The 19,487-nt window shown below is 50.1% G+C and carries 15 protein-coding genes; 13 read left to right on the top strand and 2 right to left on the bottom strand.

Annotation, left to right across the window (positions count from 1 at the left end; genetic code table 11):
• Window positions 1–46: 46 nt before the first annotated feature.
• The 10 genes from ACN5NT_RS10055 (at window position 47) to ACN5NT_RS10010 (ending at window position 14,982) form a co-directional block, all read left to right on the top strand.
• Entirely contained in the window at window positions 47–5,077 is a 5,031-nt protein-coding gene (locus ACN5NT_RS10055; protein WP_419175334.1) for an OmpA family protein, read from the top strand.
• Window positions 5,078–5,156: 79 nt separating this feature from the next.
• Window positions 5,157–5,672, top strand: coding sequence for a hypothetical protein (locus ACN5NT_RS10050; RefSeq protein ID WP_419175333.1), 516 nt, complete (start codon window positions 5,157–5,159; stop codon window positions 5,670–5,672).
• A gap of 3 nt (window positions 5,673–5,675) precedes the next feature.
• A complete protein-coding gene (locus tag ACN5NT_RS10045) occupies window positions 5,676–7,592 on the top strand; it encodes a tetratricopeptide repeat protein (RefSeq protein ID WP_419175332.1) in 1,917 nt (638 codons plus the stop codon).
• Complete coding sequence (locus ACN5NT_RS10040; protein ID WP_419175331.1) at window positions 7,589–10,858, top strand: tetratricopeptide repeat protein; 3,270 nt, start codon at window positions 7,589–7,591, stop codon at window positions 10,856–10,858. The genes ACN5NT_RS10045 and ACN5NT_RS10040 overlap by 4 nt, the downstream gene beginning before the upstream one ends.
• A complete protein-coding gene (locus ACN5NT_RS10035; protein WP_419175330.1) occupies window positions 10,851–11,564 on the top strand; it encodes a tetratricopeptide repeat protein in 714 nt (237 codons plus the stop codon). Before ACN5NT_RS10040 ends, ACN5NT_RS10035 begins: the two co-directional genes overlap by 8 nt.
• Window positions 11,565–11,566: 2 nt before the next feature.
• Window positions 11,567–11,884 (top strand): hypothetical protein, encoded by a 318-nt coding sequence (locus tag ACN5NT_RS10030; protein ID WP_136798913.1) that lies wholly within the window; start codon window positions 11,567–11,569, stop codon window positions 11,882–11,884.
• On the top strand, window positions 11,884–12,546 hold the full coding sequence (locus tag ACN5NT_RS10025) for a MotA/TolQ/ExbB proton channel family protein (protein ID WP_136798914.1): 663 nt from the start codon (window positions 11,884–11,886) through the stop codon (window positions 12,544–12,546). Before ACN5NT_RS10030 ends, ACN5NT_RS10025 begins: the two co-directional genes overlap by 1 nt.
• Window positions 12,543–13,043 (top strand): ExbD/TolR family protein, encoded by a 501-nt coding sequence (locus tag ACN5NT_RS10020; protein WP_419175329.1) that lies wholly within the window; start codon window positions 12,543–12,545, stop codon window positions 13,041–13,043. The genes ACN5NT_RS10025 and ACN5NT_RS10020 overlap by 4 nt, the downstream gene beginning before the upstream one ends.
• The gene (locus ACN5NT_RS10015; protein WP_136798916.1) at window positions 13,040–13,534 is read left to right on the top strand and encodes an ExbD/TolR family protein; all 495 of its coding nucleotides are present in this window, start codon (window positions 13,040–13,042) and stop codon (window positions 13,532–13,534) included. Before ACN5NT_RS10020 ends, ACN5NT_RS10015 begins: the two co-directional genes overlap by 4 nt.
• Window positions 13,535–13,536: 2 nt before the next feature.
• The gene (locus ACN5NT_RS10010; RefSeq protein WP_419175328.1) at window positions 13,537–14,982 is read left to right on the top strand and encodes an AgmX/PglI C-terminal domain-containing protein; all 1,446 of its coding nucleotides are present in this window, start codon (window positions 13,537–13,539) and stop codon (window positions 14,980–14,982) included.
• Between the two features lie 249 nt (window positions 14,983–15,231).
• Here ACN5NT_RS10010 and ACN5NT_RS10005 read toward each other — a convergent pair whose 3' ends face one another.
• On the bottom strand, window positions 15,232–16,773 hold the full coding sequence (locus ACN5NT_RS10005) for a sigma 54-interacting transcriptional regulator (protein WP_419175327.1): 1,542 nt from the start codon (window positions 16,771–16,773) through the stop codon (window positions 15,232–15,234).
• A 111-nt stretch (window positions 16,774–16,884) separates the two neighbouring features.
• A complete protein-coding gene (locus ACN5NT_RS10000; RefSeq protein ID WP_419175326.1) occupies window positions 16,885–17,175 on the bottom strand; it encodes a transposase in 291 nt (96 codons plus the stop codon).
• A 27-nt stretch (window positions 17,176–17,202) separates the two neighbouring features.
• Between ACN5NT_RS10000 and ACN5NT_RS09995 the strand changes: the two genes are divergently transcribed.
• The 3 genes from ACN5NT_RS09995 to ACN5NT_RS09985 are packed head-to-tail and all read left to right on the top strand — an operon-like array spanning window position 17,203 to window position 19,414.
• Window positions 17,203–17,412 carry a hypothetical protein gene (locus tag ACN5NT_RS09995; protein WP_419175325.1) on the top strand — a complete coding sequence of 70 codons (210 nt, stop codon included), beginning with the start codon at window positions 17,203–17,205 and terminating at the stop codon, window positions 17,410–17,412.
• Between the two features lie 38 nt (window positions 17,413–17,450).
• Complete coding sequence (locus ACN5NT_RS09990) at window positions 17,451–17,870, top strand: enoyl-CoA hydratase/isomerase family protein (RefSeq protein ID WP_419175324.1); 420 nt, start codon at window positions 17,451–17,453, stop codon at window positions 17,868–17,870.
• A complete protein-coding gene (locus ACN5NT_RS09985; RefSeq protein ID WP_419175323.1) occupies window positions 17,867–19,414 on the top strand; it encodes a class I SAM-dependent methyltransferase in 1,548 nt (515 codons plus the stop codon). The genes ACN5NT_RS09990 and ACN5NT_RS09985 overlap by 4 nt, the downstream gene beginning before the upstream one ends.
• The last annotated feature ends 73 nt before the right edge of the window (window positions 19,415–19,487 follow it).

The raw sequence follows: 19,487 nt of genomic DNA, 5'->3' as shown, positions 1-19,487 counted from the left end.
CACCATATTGTTGTTGAGTTTGTTGTTTGCAACGGGAAGCAGGGTTTTGGCAGTCGCAAAGCCATTCTTCAGTGCAGGTTCCGAAATCCATGTTCGTGAGGCTTCATCCAACGGCCAATCAACCGAGATGCATCTGCCCCCAGACCAATCTTTACAACCTTGGATCCTTGATCCTGCTATTTTCGAAGAAGATCAGGGAGACTTGGTGGAACTTCGTCAAGTCGTCGAAACAGATGTAAAAACCATTAAGCTGACCGATCTGGTTCCACCAATCCCTTTCCATGAGGGGCAAGCAGAAATCCCCGAGGATTATCTGAATCGCCTTCGCGAAATTCTCGCAAACATGGAGGATCGTGTCAATGTCCGCCTTCACTTTGTTGGCCACACCGATTCCACACCACTCAGCAATGCTTTACAGGCTCTTTATAACGACAACACCGGACTATCCCACGAGCGGGCGGGCACGACCGCTGAATATTTCCAACGCGCGCTGAATCTCCCCGCCGATTCGATCTCCTATGAAGGTGCCGGGGAGACAAAGCCGGTGGCCAGCAATGGTACCGAAGAAGGACGGGCACGTAACAGACGAGTGGAAGTTGAAGTCTGGTACGACGAGATGAGCGAAAAAATCGTTGAAAAAGAGGTGATCGTCCCCCGCGAAATCAATCGCATCAAGGTGTGTCGAACTGAAACGGTCTGTAAGTTGCGCTACAAAGAAGGGCTTTCACACCGTGCCCAGATCAAAAACCTGATTTCCCCCCTTCACTACGATGAAGGTATGGTGAGTGTTTCCCCCATTTTTCTGGAGCAGGTCAGGCAGGCGTGGAACAATCTGCGGGGAAAAAACAATGTTGTCATCAAACTGGTCGCCTATACAGACAACACCCCCCTGGCGGGACGGCAGGAACGGATCTACGGCAACCATCTCGGTCTTTCGAAAGCCATTGCCCGACGTGTCGCACTCGCCGTTCAGGATTCCATGGGTCTGCCCAACGAGGCAGTAGCTATCGAGGGTATGGGAGCGACGCAACCGATGGCATCCAACGCCACGCCTAAAGGGCGAGCGCTCAACCGGCGTATAGAGGTGGAATTCTGGCACGATGATTCCTTACAAAACCTTCCCGACGAGCCGCAGATTTGTCCGGATGCCGCAGGGGCAGAACTTGCCACACGGGTCTACGACTCCCCTTATGGCAGCATCGAGCCAATCATGTTCGAAAACGGTAAACCGGTCATACCTGACGAGACGGTATATCGCTTGCAGCAGGCAATGGCTGAGATCTCAGACAAGGCGAATGTACGGCTTCGGTTCATCGGGTATACCGGCAACAAGCGTTTGGATCGCCGTACCGCTGCAGTCTATGGTGACGACATCGGATGGTCAACGGCCCGCGCCCGTCGAACCATGGAGTTCATGTCCGGGAAGATGGGCCTGGCTGAGGAACAAACCGAGTTCGAGGGCCACGGATACGTTCAGACAGACGATGTTATCAACACCGGTTTCATCGAAATGGACACCTCCCGGGTCGAAGTACAGGTTGTTTATGATGAACTGGTCGTCATGGACGACTACCAAGATGTTGAAGTCACTCGACTTACACGTGAGGTTGAAACCCATAATCCTTTCGCTCTCAATCTCATGCGCATAACGGTTGACGGCAGCCCGATGGACGATCCGGGCAAGAGCATACCGGATGTCCAGCGCTGTACCGATGTCGAACTCGACAAAACACAGGTCAGGTTCAAGTACAACACCTTAAAGCTTGAGCTGCGACTCAATGTTACCGCCTGGCCCCGGTCTATCCGTTACCGTGATGTTGAAGAGACGAATTTTGAAGAAAACCTGGTTGAATTCAAACTTTATACAAATTACCGGGCTTTTATCGACCGGGCTGAAGTCAGGATCTTCGATGAGGATCAATCGGTTCGTGACACACCACTTGCGATCATCAGGATGACCGGTGAAGGTCAGGCACAATGGCGGCCTGATTTTCCCGACTATACGGCTCCGGGACGGAGCTTGAAATACCTGGTTCGCGTTTATGATACAGAAGGACGCTTTGATGAAACCATCCCCCAGCCACTGTGGTTGATCGACCGGATTAACCCGGCTGTCGCCTTTGCCAATCCCCAGACAGAGCTATTGGCCGGGTATGGCGCAAGTCGCATCGCCTCTCGAAACATCCCCATTCACGGTGGAACAGTCGAGGCACATGGTAAAGCCGTTCCCCAAGGTCACGACGTGTGGCTGGCCGGCTACACGGTGCCGGTGGATGGCAGTGGCACGTTCGTAGCCGAAGAAATCCTGCCGGAGGGTCTGCATACAGTCGAAGTTGCCGTTCTCGATCAGTCGGGCAACGGCGATTTGTACCTGCGTGATCTCGCACTGGACAAGAGCGACTGGTTCGCCGTGGGTATTGCCGACACGACAATATCGGCAAACATGACCAACGGGCCTGCAAAGCTTCTTTCACCAGACAATCCCCGTTATAGCGAAGATATAAGTATCCAGGGACGTTTTGCCTTTTATACCAGCGGCAAATTCAAGAACGGCTGGTCACTGACAGCAAGTGCCGATACCCGGGAAGGACCATTCGACGAAATTTTCACAAATTTTTTGGACAAGTCTTCTGACGCCCAGTTCCGGAGAATGGATCCGGATCGCCACTACCCCACCCTTGGCGACGACAGCACCGTGGTCGAAGACGCACCGACCCGGGGTAACTTCTACGTCAAGATGAAAAAGGACGAGTCCTACGGAATGTGGGGTGATTTCAAGATCAACTATACAGAGAATGAGCTGGCGCGCATTGATCGCGATCTCTATGGCGCAAACATCCATTACCAGCCGCTTAAGACCACCAGCTTCGGTGAGTCACGTTTACAGCTTGACGGGTTTGTAGCAGATCCGGGAACTGTTGCGGCGCGCGATGAATTTCGCGGAACGGGCGGATCTCTCTATTTCCTGCGCAGGCAGGATATTCTTCAGGGATCGGAAAGCCTTCGCATTGAAGTACGGGACAAGGATTCCGGAATAGTTCAATCCGTCAAGAACTTAATACCTGGGCTCGATTATGATATCGACTATATCCAGGGACGAGTAATGCTGACTGAGATCCTGCCATCAACCGCAAGTGATGACTTACTGGTCAGTTCAAGTTCTCTCAGCGGCAATCCTGTCTTTCTTGTCGCCCGCTACGAATACAGCCCGGGATTCGATGATCCGAACACCTTGGCAACAGGCGGTAAAGTTCATTACTGGTTCAATGATTACGTAAAATTTGGAGTAACTGCCGGTTCCGAGGAAGACGAAGAGGAAACCAGTACCCTGACAGGAGCTGATCTGACCCTGAGAAAGTCTTCCGCTTCGTGGCTCAAACTGCAGGTGGGTCAAACACAAGGCCCGGGGACACCCGCATCGACCTCCATCGACGGTGGCTACGGGTTCACTGATCCAGATACTGTTGATGACCAGAATGTCAAGGCAACTGCCTATCGTATCGAAGGCAGCATAGATATCAGCGACTTTTTCGGGAGCTTAAATGGACGTTCTACCTTCTACCTGCAGGAGGTTGACGGGGGATATTCTGCGCCTGGGCAAGAGACAATCACTGATCTGACCCAGTATGGCGGGACTTTTGAGCTCCCTGTCACCAAACGGATAAACGGACGTTTAAAATTTGATCGGAAAGTACAATCCGAGGGACTTGAAACAGATTCCGGTGAAGTGAATGTCGATTACCTCCTGAGCAATCAATGGACCCTGAGCTCCGGCATCAGAAGGGACAGCCGGGAGGACAACAGGGAGACTGTCGTAGAAACCCAGGAGGAAGGGGAACGGACCGACGGCGTGGTACGAATAGCCTACGACTCCCAGACAAGCTGGACAGCATACGGTTTCATACAGGCAACACTGGAAGCAACCGGTAATCGTGATGATAACGGTCGGGTCGGTGCCGGCGGCAGTTGGCGAATCACTGATCGTTTCAAGCTTTTCGGCAAACTTTCTGAAGGGGATCTCGGACCGGGCGCCAGCCTGGGGACCGAGTTCCTCTACAGTGACAAGACCACGACCTATGTCAACTATACGTTCGAGAACGAACGAACCGATAACGGTGTGCAGTCACGAAAAGGTAATATGACCTCGGGCTTTCGCAGCCGTTATTCAGACAGTGTCAGCGTCTACCTGGAGGAGCAGTACAGCCATGGCGATGTCCCCACAGGGCTGACACACTCCACCGGTGTGGAGCTGACGCCAAGCGACCGTCTCAACCTGAGAGCCAACCTCGATGTAGGAACCCTCAAAGATCCTGAGACAGCTGCCAAAACTGAAAGAAGAGCCGTTGGTCTCAGCGCTGGATATGGTTTTGACAAGCTGTCACTCGCCAGTGGTGTCGAATATCGGCTCGATAACACCGAGCAATTGGATCTCAGTTACATTGAACGTACCAGCTGGTTATTCAAAAACAGTTTCAAATATCAACTGACTCCCGACTGGAGACTTCTCGGCAAATTCAACTACGCGATGAGTGAGAGTTCTCAGGGGGAATCGTTTAACAGCGATTATACCGAAGCCGTCCTTGGTTACGCGTATCGTCCGGTCTACCACGACCGCCTGAATGTACTGTTCAAATACACCTATTTTAACAACCTGCCATCAGCTGACACGGAGTCCGGCAGCGACTCTGACTACATACAGCGCAGCCATATCGGAGCTTTAGATGTGATGTACGATCTTACCCCCCGTTGGACGGTGGGAGGTAAGTACGCGTATCGTCAGAGTCAGGTCGCCCTGGATCTCGAAGATCCGGAGTTTTTCCCAAGTACAGCTCATCTGTATGTGGTGCGTGCCGACTACCATTTCACCCATCGCTGGGATGCGCTTGTGGAGATGCGCATGCTGGATCTGCCGGATGCACAGGACAGCCGCAGCGGGGCTCTGCTCGCACTCTATTGCCATTTTGGCAACCACATCAAGGTTGGAGCTGGCTATAACTTCTCTGATTTCTCTGACGACCTGACCCAGCTGGACTACCGGCATCAAGGTTTTTTCATCAATCTGATCGGGAAGATGTAACGGGAAACAGCACACTGAATTGTTGACTACTGTGAATGCCTTATTCAAAGTTTCAAAGATCGAGGGGAACGTTGGAAAAATGATCAAAACTATAATCACTTTTATTTTGGGAGTTTTGCTCTGTAGCTTGAGCTGCATCGCCCAGGGAAAGGAAGTAACCAGGGAACAGATCAAAGGCCTGGACGAACAGGTCCAGGAGATAAAGAGCGATGTGCTCTCCATTGCCACCGAGTTGAATAAGCTCGAAGAAGTACTGCTCTACCCTTCCAACACCGAGATCTCGATGTTCATCAACCTCAAGGAAGGCGAGCAGTTCAGGCTCGACTCCGTGGAGATCTCTTTAGATGGGCAACCTGTCGCCCACTATATCTATACATTCAAGGAACTTGAAGCTCTGCGAATGGGTGGTGTGCAGCGAATATATACCGGCAATGTTACCAGCGGAACACATACGGTTCAGGTAAATATCAAGGGCAAATCCAAAGGTGGATCCACTCTTGATCGCGCGGAGAGTTTCAAGGTTCAAAAGGATGTCGGCCCCGCAGTCGTTGCAATCACCTTGGCTCAGCAGAGCATAACTTTTTCAGACAGGTAAGGTATGTACCGGCTGGCACTTATACTCACCTGCCTGTTGATGGTCGCTTCTTCATCAATGGCTGCGATGGCTGCAACTACAACTGCTCCGAAAAAGCTGCAGGATCTCTATTTCGGAGAAGTCCTCTATTACGCCTTCCAGGAAGAATGGTTCGAGGCCATCGCACGGCTCGATACCGAACTGGACCAGCACCACGGCCTGGATCAGCCTGAGCTTGACTCTCTTTTTGCCCACATTGGCTTAGCCCATTTTGCGGTAGGTGATTTTGAGCTGGCCTACAGGATGCACCGACGTGCAGGGCGAGCCATTTCTGCCCTGATTAACGGTAACGTTTCCCAAGAGTTACGCAATGAGGCGATATTTCGCCTGGCAAAAATCTATTTTCAAAAGGATCAACCCGTAAATGCCCTGCATGCCATCGAGCGTGTCGACGGAGCCGTTCCCAAAAAAATCCGTGACGATCTTGCATTCCTGCGTTCACAGATTCTCATGGTGAATGGGCGTTTTGAAGATGCCGCAGAAATCCTTAAAAGGCTTGAGAATGTGAAAAGTCTCAAAGGCTTTGCCAGCTACAACCTGGGAATTTCCCTGCTCATGCTTGGCAATACCAAGGAGGGGTTGGCCCATCTTGATATGAGCGGCAGGATCAAGAGCGATGATCCTTTAACGCTTGCTATCAAGGACAAATCGAACCTTGTCCTCGGCGACAAGTTATTGGGGGCAGAACAATTTGGTACAGCCAAGGAAGTTTTGGACAGGGTTCGTCTGGAAGGTCCATTCTCCAATCAGGCGCTGCTCGGCTCCGGGTGGGCCGATGCCTCGGCAGAACGTTTCGAACAGGCTCTGGTTCCATGGAGCATCCTGGTGGAACGCGAGGTTACCGATCGCGCTGTACAGGAAGCTATGCTCGCTCTCCCGTATGCCTACGGAAAGCTTGGAATATACGGCAAGGCTGCACTGTTGTACAACAGCGCTTTGGCCGCATTCACAACAGAAATCGACAAGCTCAGCGATTCGATCAAAAGCATTCGGGAAGGTGCATTCCTTCGCGCCCTGGTGAGGGAAGAACTGAAACAGAATAGTAATTGGGTCGTCAAACTCCGCAATCTTCCTGAGACACCGGAAACCTATTACCTGCTCGACTTGATGGCCTCCCATGATTTTCAGGAATCGCTGAAAAATTATCTCGACCTGGAACAGTTACGAAAGAAACTCGAAAGCTGGACAACAGACCTGGATGCCTTTGAAGAGATCATTGTCAAGCGTCGCGCCTACTATGAGCCGCTTTTACCGGAGATAGACAGAGAATTCCGACTCCTTGATTCACGAATGCGTTTGCGCGTAGAGCAGCGTGATCGTATCCAAAAGCGCCTTGAGGCGATGCTGGTCGCTCCACGGCCGGATTACCTGGCAACGGCAAAAGAGAGGATTTTGAATGAACAACTTGACCAACTGTCAAAAGCATTACCTACCAGCAGTGCTGCCCCGTCGGATGAGGGCAAGCGCAGAATCCAGAGGCTGAGAGGGATACTGCGCTGGAATATTTATACGGATTATGACCGGCGCCTGACCGAAGCGTATCATAACCTGCATGCACTCAATCAGGACGTAGAGATGCTGCAAAAACAATATGACTCGTTCGTCAGGAAGCGTCAGGCCGCCACGCAAAGCTACGAGGGGTACGGAGAATCGATTCGCATTCAGCGCATCCGGATAGCCGCAAGCCTGGAAAAAGTTGAAACCCTCATGGCCCGGCAGGGGCATATGCTCGAAAATATGGCGATACATGAATTGTCCGAGAATCGGAAACGGCTGGAGCAGTTCCAGGTCAAGGTGCTTTTTGCCATGGCCGACAGTTACGATCGTGCCGCAAGAGCAGAGGAACCCAATAGAGAGGAACCAATAGGGGTGGAAAAATGAGAACGTTGCGACTCTTCATTTTCGCACTGCCGGTGGTACTCGTCTCCTGCACCTCCCTGGATAAACGGGGAACAATTGCTCAGCTCAATCATCAGCGAGTTGAAATACGTGAAGAACAGATCGAAGGAGGGATTGATAAAGCCATAGTGAGTTATCAGCGCTTTCTGGCAGAAGCACCCACCTCCCAACTGGCGGCCGAGGCAATTCGCCGTATTGCTGATCTGAAAGTGGAAAAGGAGTACGGGCTTATCGGTGAAAATAAAGGCGAAGACATAGGCGACAATACCGTATCGACTACGGCAGCGACTGAAACTGAGACTAAACAGAGATTCAATGCTCCAGAGCAATTCAGTGATTCACAAAAATTGAGTACACCGGAGCAATTGAGTGCTCCGGAAACCGCCTCGCCTCCTGCTATCGCGGCAGTTCAGACGAATCAGGCGACGGTTCCTGATATGACTCCTGCTGAGGGAGAATCCGAAAGCGATTTCGAGCAGAGGGCAACTCTCGCCCAGCCTGTGGTGACTCAGGAAAAGGCTGGCTCAGCCGAAGATCATGCTATTGATGATCTTGAAAAGGCCGGTTCACTTGAAGCGATCGCTCTATATAAGGAATTACTCCAAAATTATCCGTTATACCAGCGTAACGACCAGGTTCTGTACCAGATGTCCAGGGCGTACGAGGAACTTGGGCGTATAGAGGAAGCAATGGTCGTAATGGGACGGCTGGTCCGCGAATTCCCGGAATCCCAACATTTCGACGAAGTCCAGTTCCGCCGGGCTGAACATTTTTTCATTCACAAAAAATATCTCGATGCGGAAGATGCCTACGCAAGCATTGTCGATATGGGTGAAGGCTCGTATTTTTTCGAACTTGCACTCTATAAACTGGGCTGGACCTTCTATAAGCAAGAGCTTTACGAAGACGGCCTGCATAGGTTCATAGCCTTGCTCGATCACATGGTGTCCATGGGATACGATTTCGAGCACATCGAAGATGAGACGGAACGGAATCGAATAGATGACACGTTCCGGGTCATCAGCTTGAGTTTCTCCTATCTTGGCGGTGCCGAATCTGTTGTCGAGTATTTTTCCACCTATGGCAAGCGGCCCTATGAGGACAGTATCTACAGCAATCTTGGCGAATATTATTTCGGCAAGCGTCGCTACAACGATGCAGTGGCTACATACGACGCATTTATGAGCCGAAATCCGTTTCACAGGAAAGCACCCATATTTCACATCCGCGTCATCGAGATCAATATCGCTGGCGGCTTCCCTACCCTGGTTATCGAATCGAAAAAATCTTATGCCACAAATTACGGATTGCAGGCTGACTACTGGCAGCACTTTCAACCCGATGATCGACCAGAGGTCATTGATTCCCTGAAAACAAACCTGACGGATCTGGCGAATCATTATCACGCGATGTACCAGAATCCGAAATATGTAAAAGAAAAGCCATCCAATTTCAGCGAAGCGCTTCATTGGTATCGCGAATTCATCGCCTCGTTCCCTAAAGAAAACAACACGCCTTTCATGAACTACCAGTTGGCTGACCTGCTGCTGGAAAACAAATCCTACGCCCTGGCTGCCGTAGAGTATGAAAAAACCGCATACAATTACGAGCCCCATGAACGATCTTCGAAAGCTGGTTACGCTGCTGTCTACTCGTATCGCCAGCAGCTTGAAACCACCCCGGAAGGAAATACGACTCCTGTAAAAAAAGAGGTTGTTCGCAGCTCGCTTAAATTTGTCGACACCTTCCCCGAGCATGAGAAGGCATCTGTCGTGCTTGGTGCTGCAGCAGACGATCTGTATTCCATGAACGAGTACGAGCAGGCATCGGCTGCCGCCCAAAAGCTTATCGGGGAATTTCCTGCGGCTGATGTCAAGGTCAAACGTTCGGCCTGGCTGGTTATCGGCCATTCCTCGTACAAACTCGAACTCTATAAAGAGGCTGAAACGGCCTATGTCAACACCCTGGCCTTGCTTGAACCAAACGACAAGTCGCGAGCAGGGTTGGTGGACAATCTCGCTGCCTCAATCTATCAGCAGGGTGAGCAGGCACAAGCCAGCGAAGATTACCTTGCGGCTGCTGATCATTACCTGCGGATCAGTTCCATGGCTCCGAACTCCAAAATCAGACCAACCGCCGAGTTCGATGGTGCTGCCATGTTAATCAAACTCAAGGACTGGGGCCGGGCGGCAACGGTGCTCACCGGTTTTCGTGCTAATTTCCCGGGGCATGAACTACAGCCTGAGATAACGAAGAAGATCGCCTTTGTCTATCGGGAGGACGGAAAGCTTTCCCAGGCGGCAGCAGAATACGAACAGATAGAGAGGGAATCCGATGACGATCTGATCAGGCGTGAGGTTCTGATGATTGCAGCAGAGCTGTATGAAGAGGTGAACAACAGTGCCAAGACATTGGAGGTTTACCGGCGCTACGTACAATACTTTCCACAACCGATCGAAACCAACCTGGAAACGCGTACCAAAATTGCTGAGATTTTCAAGAAACAGGCAGAACAGAAGAAATACTTCGCAGAACTTAAATCAATTGTCGCAATCGACGCTGCAGCGGGAGGTGATCGAACCGATCGAACCCGTTACCTGGCAGGAACTGCCGCTCTGACCCTGACCGAACCGAGCTATCAGGCTTTCGAGGCTATTCAATTGGTCAAGCCTTTCGAGAAGAATCTCCGCAAAAAACGGCAGGCCATGAAAACCGCCATGAAAAAGTTTTCAACGCTTCTTGATTATGAAGTAGGAGAAGTGACCGCTGCTTCGACTTTCTACCTTGGCGAGATTTATGCTGACTTCAGCAAAGCCCTGATGGAATCCGAGCGTCCTGAAGGATTGACCGCGATGGAAGAGGAGGAGTACGAAATTGCGATCGAAGACCAGGCCTACCCTTTTGAAGAAAAGGCTATCTCTGTGCATGAAAGCAATCTGCAGCTGATGTCACGGGGCGTCTATAACAGATGGATCGATAAAAGTTTGGCGAGATTGGCCGACTTTCTGCCTGCCCGTTATGACAAACCGGAAGAGCAAAGCGATGTAATGACTTCGCTCAGCTCCTACACATTCGAATTCACCGTACAGCTACCTGCAAAGAAGACCAAGGCTGCCAAGGCAGCAGGTACAAGCCAGAACGCACCTGCTGCACACGAGGTACGTGATGTCTCCCAAGAGACATCAGCAGCTGAACCACACGTCGAGGAGGTGCCGTCTGAGAACGGTCAAGGAGCTGATAATGAATAAGATTTCAGAACTTTTCTGCTCCATCAAAAACAATGGCAACGCTGGATTTGTACTTCTGGTGATGGTGCTGTTGTTGAATGGATGTACAGCCGGTAAAGATGGCGCCCTTCATAAAAGTGCAGATGGCCTGCAAGTTGAAGGTGCAGCAGATGCACAAGACGCATCGGGTGCCTCGGATACTGCACCACCGGAGCCCCTGCAAAAAGGGTTTGTACTGAGAGAAAAAGTGGACCTGGGCATAAATGCACGCCGCGATTTCAACCGGGCTGTCGATTTCTTGCACAATGAGGAATATGACAGCGCTGCAGCATTACTGGAAAATGTAATTGAAGATTCACCCAAGGTCACAGCACCTTACATCAACCTGGCAATGGCCTACCGTAAACTCGACAAGCCTGAAAAGGCGGAAGATCTGCTCAAAATTGCCCTGAAGCTGTTCCCGAAACATCCGGTGGCAAGCAACGAGTATGGCCTGTTGCTGCGTGCTGGCGGTCGTTTTGCAGAAGCACGAGACGTATATGAGACAACACTTCAAAAATATCCGGAATATCTTCCTGCCCGTAAAAACCTCGGAATTCTCTGTGATCTCTATCTGAACGACCCAGCCTCCGCCCTCGCCCAATACGAGAAATATCATCAGATCAAGCCGGATGATAAACAGGTCAAGTTGTGGATATCAGAGATTCGTCTTCGACTTGGGAGCTAACTATGAAATCTATATTATTGCATATTTTCTGCATCATCCTGATTCCCGCCACTCTAGCGGCAGCTGACAAGCCCGGGACTGAAGGCCAGGAGCAGAAGAATAGCCAGGCCAAGGAGCTCTCTGGAATGTCCATCGTCGGCAATGACGAAGCTCCAAAGTCTCTCTATATCGTTCCCTGGAAAAGCTCTGAGATCGGCATGGAGACCAACCTGAACATGATGTTGAACAAAGACGCCGTTCCCGTGGAACGCGAAGTATTGAAGAGACAACTCGACTTCTATGAAGTCAGTACAGCAAACATATCCAGGAGGAAACAGTAATGGGATTCTTTTATTCAATCATTCATTTTTTTCAAAACGGCGGAACCTTCATGTATCCGATTCTGATTGTTTTCGGAATTGGGATGGCCATCGCTTTTGAGCGCGGGATACAGCTTAGCCGTATTCGAAACGCCAATCGCAAAATGTGGGACAGGCTGCAACCGATAGTAGTGAAAGGTGAGTTTGACCAAGCACGGAAAATAGTCAGCAAAGACACATCCACCATAGCGCAAATGTTGTCTCTGGGTCTGGCGCGGCAGGGAGCAGTCAGACGTCGGGATGATATCGAGATAGCAATGGAAGAAGGCATGATGGAGATTATTCCGCAATTGGAAAAACGAACACCGTATATTGGTTTGCTTGCCAACATTGCAACCCTTCTCGGACTACTCGGTACAATTATGGGTCTGATCGAAGCATTTACCGCAGTAGCGAATGCGAACCCGGCGGAGAAGGCCGATCTTCTCTCAGCCAGTATTTCCGTTGCCATGAACACTACAGCATTTGGTTTGATGACCGCTATTCCACTGCTACTCATCCATGCCAAGTTGACTTCGACCACAGGCCAGATTGTGGATAGCTTAGAGATGGCATCGGTCAAGGTTTTGAACTGTATTTCCGGCTTTGCCAGACGCCAGAATCAAACGGACGATGCATCATGAGCAGACGAAATCATAAATTACGGCGACAAGGCTTAAAGGCAAACCCTGAGCTGGATATCACCACCTTTCTCAACCTGATGGTGATCCTGGTACCGTTTCTTCTGATCAGTGCCGTGTTTTCGCGCATTACAATTCTTGAGTTGAGTGTGCCGACTTCAGCCGCCGGGGGAGCTGCAGCAACAAAACCGAACTTCACCATTGAGGTTGTTGTAAGGAAGGCCGGGCTCGAACTCTCCAATGGAGCCCAAGTGGTCGCAGCACTCCCGCTAAAAGACGGTGTGTATGATTTCGAAAAATTGACCGACATCCTTATTCGACTGAAAAAAGATTATCCCAAAAAGGATGATGCCACTGTTTTGATGGAACCGGATATCGAATATGACACGTTAATTCAGGTTATGGACAGACTACGTGAAACTGAAGTGGAGGATGAGGAGAGTGGAGAACTCCTGAAGCTCGATCTCTTTCCACTGATATCGATAGGAGACGCGCCATGAAAAACAATAGACGCATCAAACGCATGGCGCGTAACAGGAAAAAACCGGCAGCATTGAACCTTACATCACTCATGGATGTTTTCACAATCCTGGTGTTTTTTTTGCTGGCCAATTCATCTTCAAGCGAAGTTTTATCCACTCCGAAACAGATCGTACTGCCAGACTCGGTGGTTGAGACCAAACCGAGAGAAACTGTGGTCATCATGGTCAGCCCCGAGGCGGTATTGGTGCAGGGTGAGGCAGCGGTTGCAACTATCGACCTGCTGGACTCAAAAGGTGAAATTATTCCCGGTATCACTGAAAGGTTGGATCACCTCAAAGGCAACATTATCGGGACAAGCACTAAAACTGTCGCTAAAAGCCAGGAAATAACAATTCTTGCCGATAAAACAATACCCTTTCGAGTCTTGAAAAAGATTATGGCAACCTGCACTGCCTCTGGATACGGGAAGATATCTCTTGCTGTAATTCAGAAGGCGAAACAAAGCTGAGTATGAATCACGTGGAAACCCCTATAACATCACAGGAAATGGACCAACTGAACGCCCAGATCACGCAGGTTCAGCAAGCCATTGCCAAACTGGAAGATTACCTAAGGGTTGTAGAAGCAGAGATCGAAACCTTCGCAACAGATCAAGAGCGCTACAACACATTACAGGATGCCTGTAATGCACTCGACAGACTTGAAGAGTTGGGCGCCGGGGACATATTCTGGAATGGGTTGGCGAAGGCGGCGGATGCCAACGAACATGGTGAGCGACTCCGATCCCGTATCGCCGCATTCAAGGACCGAACCCGTGAGACTCTGGAAAAACGTGACTCCCTCCAGGAACATATTGCCGAAAAGCAGAATACCCTTTACTGCCTGTTTGATGAAGTAGAAGAACTGCGGTTGCTTGAAGAACAGCATCGGGATGAATTCGTTGTCGAACGTGAAATGTCACCTGAACCGTTTCGTCCTATGCTCATGCCCTGGACGAAAAATAGTGAGAGTGACAGACGCTTTCGACGGACTGTCCTGGTTTCGCTGGCATTCTGTTTGTTTTTCGGAACCACTATTCCGTTGGTGACACTACCGATACTTGATCGGGCAGAGGTTGTAGAAGTTCCTGAACGCTTAGCAATGCTGATCAAGGAGACACCACCTGTAGAGCCTCCTCCGGTTCAGGTTGCTGAAAAGAAACCGGAAAAGAAGGAAGAGAAAAAGCCTGAGGAAGTCGCTAAAGCTGAGAAAACTCCGACCAAAAAACCAGCCGCTCCCAAAGCTGCTGGCGACGTGAAACGTAAAGCAAAGCAAAAAGCCAGCAATGTTGGTGTACTTGCGTTTAAGAGTAGTTTTGATGATTTAATGGATGAAGTCCCTGTCGCTAAACTCGGGGCTGAAGCCCGCCTGCAAAAATCAGCGAACACAATCCCCGGCAAGGCCAAAGCTCAACGTTCATTGGTTGCAATACAGGCCCAAGGCGGGGGCAGTGGTGGCATTGGCAATTACAAGGTCAGCCAGGATCTTGGTAATGGCGGAAAAGGTGGCAAGAGTGGATACGGCAACGCCGGTGCGATCGGCGGTGTTGGCACCGAAAAGGTTGCGAGTTCCGTGGCAGGGTTGATGGAAGAGGCAGGTCGCCCGCTGAGCGGAGATTATGGGTCTGGTCGAACCGATGAAGAAATACAAATCGTATTTGATCGTTATAAGGCAACACTGTATCGAATCTATAACAAGGAATTACGTAAGGACCCAACTCTGAGAGGAAAACTGCTACTGAAGCTGGTAATCGAAGCGAATGGGGAAGTATCGCTCTGCAAAATGGAATCCACAGATCTGGACTCGCCGGAACTCGTGGCCAAGATTGTTGCCCGTGTCAAGAAGTTTAATTTTGGTTCAAAGGATGTGCAACAGATAACTATTCTTTATCCTATCGATTTTCTGCCGGCAGGATAGATGGCTCACTCACATTTCTCACCAGTCCAGGCGGTACCAGGTTCGAATGTTTTGCCAGTGGACTATAGTTAGCCCTCTTTACTGGCAAAAAACTGTAGAAGATGGTGCTGCATGGACTGGCCTTCGGTGAGCATTGGGGAAATCAGGAAAGTTTGAAAATCTGAGCCGCAACGCTGAGATTGGACGGAAGGGTAGTTTTAGGATCGGAACTCAATAGTGATGTTGCAGTCTCAGCGGAGGAGCACGTCGTCAGACTGCAAGCTTGTAGCGTTTAAGTTTTTGAGCGAGCCCCTGTCGGGTAAGACTGAGCAGTCTGGCGGCCTGTGTTTTGTTTCCGGAGACCCTGTGCATGGCCTGACGAATAAGGTCCTTTTCAAGATGCTCTACATGATCAGGGATGGAGAGGGAATCACAATTCCCGAGGTCATTGGTCTCGACACTTCCGGGGCGGAAATTGAGCAGGCCAGGGGAACAGTTTTTGATCTGGATGATTTCATTGTCCGAGGTAAGTGCGACCAGCCGCTCTACTTCCCTCAGTAACTGGCGAACATTACCCGGCCAGGTATACTTCTCGAAAAAGTTGAGTACTTCGCTTGAAAATCCTGCGACATTTTTAGAGAAACGTTTATTCGTGGCCGCAAGGAAATGGAGCGAAAGCGGGAAAATGTCTTCTCGTCGTTCTCGAAGAGGGGGAACAACGATTTCCACCGAAAAAAGCCTGAAATAGAGATCTTCCCGGAATGTGCCTTTTCGCACCTCCGCCATGAGGTCCTTGTTCGTTGCACTGACGAGCCTCAGGTCATATTTCAGGTTTTTGTTGCCTCCCAGTCTGCGGCCCTCCTGTTCTTCAATTGCCCGTAAAAATTTGGACTGTACGCTCAGGGGCATCTCTGCGATTTCGTCAAGGAACAACGTACCACCATGGGATTCTTCAAACCTGCCCTTCCGGCTGTTATCCGCTCCGGTAAATGCGCCTCTTTCATGTCCAAAAAATTCACTTTCGATGAGACTTTCCGGGATACAGGCGCAGTTGACGGGAACAAACGGTTTTGCCTGTCGCGCTCCTTTTTCATGGATCATGTGGGCAAGCAATTCCTTCCCGGTCCCGTTTTCGCCAAGAAGGACGACATTTACCGGAGTGTTGCTGACAACCTCCACCATGTCGAGAACTTCCAGCATAGCGGGGCTTTCGGCAATAACACGTTTCTCGGTGGCCGAGGTCCGGCTCAATCTGTCGACTTCCTGACCGAGAACATCGGCGAGTTGCAGAATCTCCTTGTTCAGCAGGATCGTTTCGATGGAGGAGGAGAGCAGCTGGGCCACCTCTTCCAGCACAACACTGTCGTTATCTGTAAAGGTTCTATCACCCGCCTTATTCAGCAGCTGTATAGCGCCATAAACCCTTATATCCTTTTTGCTTTTTATGGGAGCGCATAGCAGATTCCGGCAAACAAAGCCTGTCTGTTTGGCTGTGTGGAGATGATAGCCTGAATGACTGCTCAGGTTATTATCAATTATGCTTTGCCCTGTTGAAATTGCCTGCCCCACAATACTGTCTTCAAGCGGCGGCATAATGTGCATTTCTTCCAGACCGGTTCCAAACACTGAGCAGATTTTGTTTGAGTCGCTGTCCAGGATGAAAATTGTACACCGTTCTACCCCCATAACCTTGGGAAGAATCCTGGTATAGAAAATGACCGATGACTTATAATTTTCGAGCGTACCCGAGTTGGACGCCCGGGAAAGTCGTTGTCGAAGTTGGCTGAGGTCCTGCTTTGAAGCGTTCTTCACATTAATTATGACCCTGGTGGTAACAATGCTGAGCGGTGTTGAGTTAGCTTACTAACGTAATGAAATATAAAAGAAATGTCAATTACTTGTCCGCACATTGTGTAAACAAAGTTACCTGACGAGCAATGGGGTGTAAACAAGGTTGACGGTTACTTTCGAAAGTAAATGAAATATAGGGTCTCCCTTTTTCAACGCTGTTACCTTCCTCCCGATCAGCGACTCGACTTCTTCTCTGAATCGATGGATTCCTATGGCCGGGCCCTTGCTGGCATTTGATCGTATCTCTACCAACAACTTGCCAGCAACATCCTTGGAAAACAGCGAACGATAGTTGCTTCTTTCCTCTTCGATGTTCGCTGCCAATGCAGGATGCTCAGGATGTGGCGTGCATATCTCCAACAAACCACAGACACCATTAAGATGCCAGGCATGCAAAACATACTAGCCAGGGTCTTTGACCATCTCTACTCTCAATGGATCAAGTTCAATATGATCGTTTCCCGCTTTTGTATCTTGAAAGCAAATGACACCAGCGTCAAAATAGATATTCTGCCCCGAAACGACTTGATCTCTCTCGGTCTCTGGCCTGTCGTAGTTTCCCCATTCCTATTTTCCTGCTTTTTATTCTGCAAAGAGTAGAGTAAAAAAATGATATGCCAGCAAGGCAGAGACGTGTCATGCCCCAACAGCAGGGATACACCGATATCAGCGTGGAACATGAAAACAGAGTTGCCAGAAGTACCATCAGCAGACCGGATACGCTCAATACAACTGTCGAAGGCGTCACCGTCGAGATAGACACAACAAGCCTCTTTCATTGCGATAGAGCTGTCGTCTCTTCAACCTCCAGATTCAGAGTACAATTTGCCAACCCTGGAGTCGGCCCCGCAGGTGCATCAAGTGTGCGCCCGCCCCTGCTGACAAGACACAATCACGCTCGCGAGGTTCTGCGTACCGGTCGGTTCTTTACTGCCGATGAGGCACGTTCATGGGTGCTGATCAACCAGATAACTGATCATGACTGCACCAACGAAGGTGCAATGAAACAGTCAGGCACTGTTCAAATAAGACATTCAGCTGATGAAGTAATATTATGATTGCATATGAAGATGATAACTGGCTGGTCGTAAACAAGCCCACGGGACTGTCAACACATGCCGCTGTGAGAGGCGGTCCAGGATTGGTGGAGTGGCTGGAGCTCCACCACAACCTGAAAGCCTTTGTATGTTGCAGGCTTGACAAGGGAACGAGTGGGGTTTTGCTCTTTGCCAAAACAAAAAAAGCGAGCGCCCTGGCTCAGGACATTCATGAAACTCTTCAGGCAGAGAAGACCTATCATTTCATAAGCCATCGACCTTATAAGGGAAAAGAAGGTAAAAATACGCAGTGGACCATTAATGAGCCCCTGGCCGGAAAGGAGTGTTCGACACAATTTCGGTTCATAGAAAGCGGGCACGGCTGCTATTGTTATGAAGCTGTCATCAAGCGTGGGCGTACTCATCAGATACGACAGCATGCGGCTCTCGCCGGGGTACCTATCCTTGGTGATGAAGAGTATGGAGGCAGGTCCTTTTCACGACTCTGTCTGCATTCCAGCAGGCTCAACTGGCCTGGTATTTCTGCGGAAGTAACAGCACAATTTCCTGATTCTTTTAGCTTCCTTTTGAAAGGGAAAGAGCGAATTTTGCAGGATGCAGCGGTGGCCTGGGAACGGCGAATGGGGTGGCCCGGCACAGTGAGCAACAGTTATCGGCTTATCCATCGCGGAGAGCTGGATTTACCGGTGAGCATAGACATCTATGATGCGTATCTTTCTATTGCCGCTTTTAGTGAGCAGCTGACTTCCGGACAGCTCAAGAGCAAACTGGCCCCTGTCTGCGATTATCTGGCAACAAAAATCGAATGGCGTGGTGCACTGTTACGGCAACATGCTAAAAATCCGCATCGCAAAAAACTTATTCAGGACGTGATCTGTTGGGGGGAACCGATACCGGATAGCGTTTTGGCACGTGAGCACGATCTGTTCTTTGAGGTGAACATCAACGATTCACAGCATGTGGGACTCTTCCTCGATCAACGCGATTCCAGAAGGCGCGTGAGCAAAACCGCTGGCGCTCGACGTGTAGCAAACCTTTTCTCGTTTACCTGCTCATTTTCCGCAGCTGCTCTTGCTGGCGGGGCTGAAGTTGTTTTTTCCGTGGATCTGGCCGGCTCGACCCTGGCTCGGGGAAAGGAAAATTTTGCAATCAATGGTCTTGATCAATCAGGTCGGGGCAAGTTTATACAGGGAGATGTATGTAAATGGTTGAGCAGGCAGGAGCGCAAACAGAGTGCTGATCCAAGTGATTATGCCTATTGGGATCTCATTATTTGTGACCCCCCGGTATTTGCTTCTGCCGGCAAAGGTCGCGGATTCCATGTTGAGCAGCAGTGGCCGGAACTTGCCAGACAGATTCGATTACTGCTCTCGGGTAACGGTATTGCTCTCTTTGCCAATAATCATCGCGGCGGAAAGCCGGCTTATTATCTCCAGGAATTGGAAAAACATTTCGGCACAGTCACTCAACTTAGCCCGCCGATGGATTTCCCGGTACTGGAAGACCAGCCGGAGCATGTGCGGATCTACTGGTGTGAGGTGTAACCCGATTTTCTCATGACCTTTTCAAATTGAATCTCCCCAAACAGGATAGAAGTTACTGTGCTAAATCTTCGTG

The organism is Desulfosediminicola sp. (genome assembly GCF_048381775.1).
GTDB lineage: Bacteria > Desulfobacterota > Desulfobulbia > Desulfobulbales > Desulfocapsaceae > Desulfopila > Desulfopila ganghwensis.
Note: the sequence above shows the minus strand (reverse complement) of the source record. Positions and strands in the feature narration are given on the sequence as shown.

Excerpts from the sequence above, each read along its gene's own strand:
- ACN5NT_RS10050 (WP_419175333.1), top strand. The coding sequence starts at position 5,157 with ATGATCAAAACTATAATCACTTTTATTTTGGGAGTTTTGCTCTGTAGC.
- ACN5NT_RS10045 (WP_419175332.1), top strand. The coding sequence starts at position 5,676 with ATGTACCGGCTGGCACTTATACTCACCTGCCTGTTGATGGTCGCTTCT.
- ACN5NT_RS10040 (WP_419175331.1), top strand. The coding sequence starts at position 7,589 with ATGAGAACGTTGCGACTCTTCATTTTCGCACTGCCGGTGGTACTCGTC.
- ACN5NT_RS10035 (WP_419175330.1), top strand. The coding sequence starts at position 10,851 with ATGAATAAGATTTCAGAACTTTTCTGCTCCATCAAAAACAATGGCAAC.
- ACN5NT_RS10030 (WP_136798913.1), top strand. The coding sequence starts at position 11,567 with ATGAAATCTATATTATTGCATATTTTCTGCATCATCCTGATTCCCGCC.
- ACN5NT_RS10025 (WP_136798914.1), top strand. The coding sequence starts at position 11,884 with ATGGGATTCTTTTATTCAATCATTCATTTTTTTCAAAACGGCGGAACC.
- ACN5NT_RS10020 (WP_419175329.1), top strand. The coding sequence starts at position 12,543 with ATGAGCAGACGAAATCATAAATTACGGCGACAAGGCTTAAAGGCAAAC.
- ACN5NT_RS10015 (WP_136798916.1), top strand. The coding sequence starts at position 13,040 with ATGAAAAACAATAGACGCATCAAACGCATGGCGCGTAACAGGAAAAAA.
- ACN5NT_RS10010 (WP_419175328.1), top strand. The coding sequence starts at position 13,537 with ATGAATCACGTGGAAACCCCTATAACATCACAGGAAATGGACCAACTG.
- ACN5NT_RS09995 (WP_419175325.1), top strand. The coding sequence starts at position 17,203 with ATGCAAAACATACTAGCCAGGGTCTTTGACCATCTCTACTCTCAATGG.
- ACN5NT_RS09990 (WP_419175324.1), top strand. The coding sequence starts at position 17,451 with ATGCCCCAACAGCAGGGATACACCGATATCAGCGTGGAACATGAAAAC.
- ACN5NT_RS09985 (WP_419175323.1), top strand. The coding sequence starts at position 17,867 with ATGATTGCATATGAAGATGATAACTGGCTGGTCGTAAACAAGCCCACG.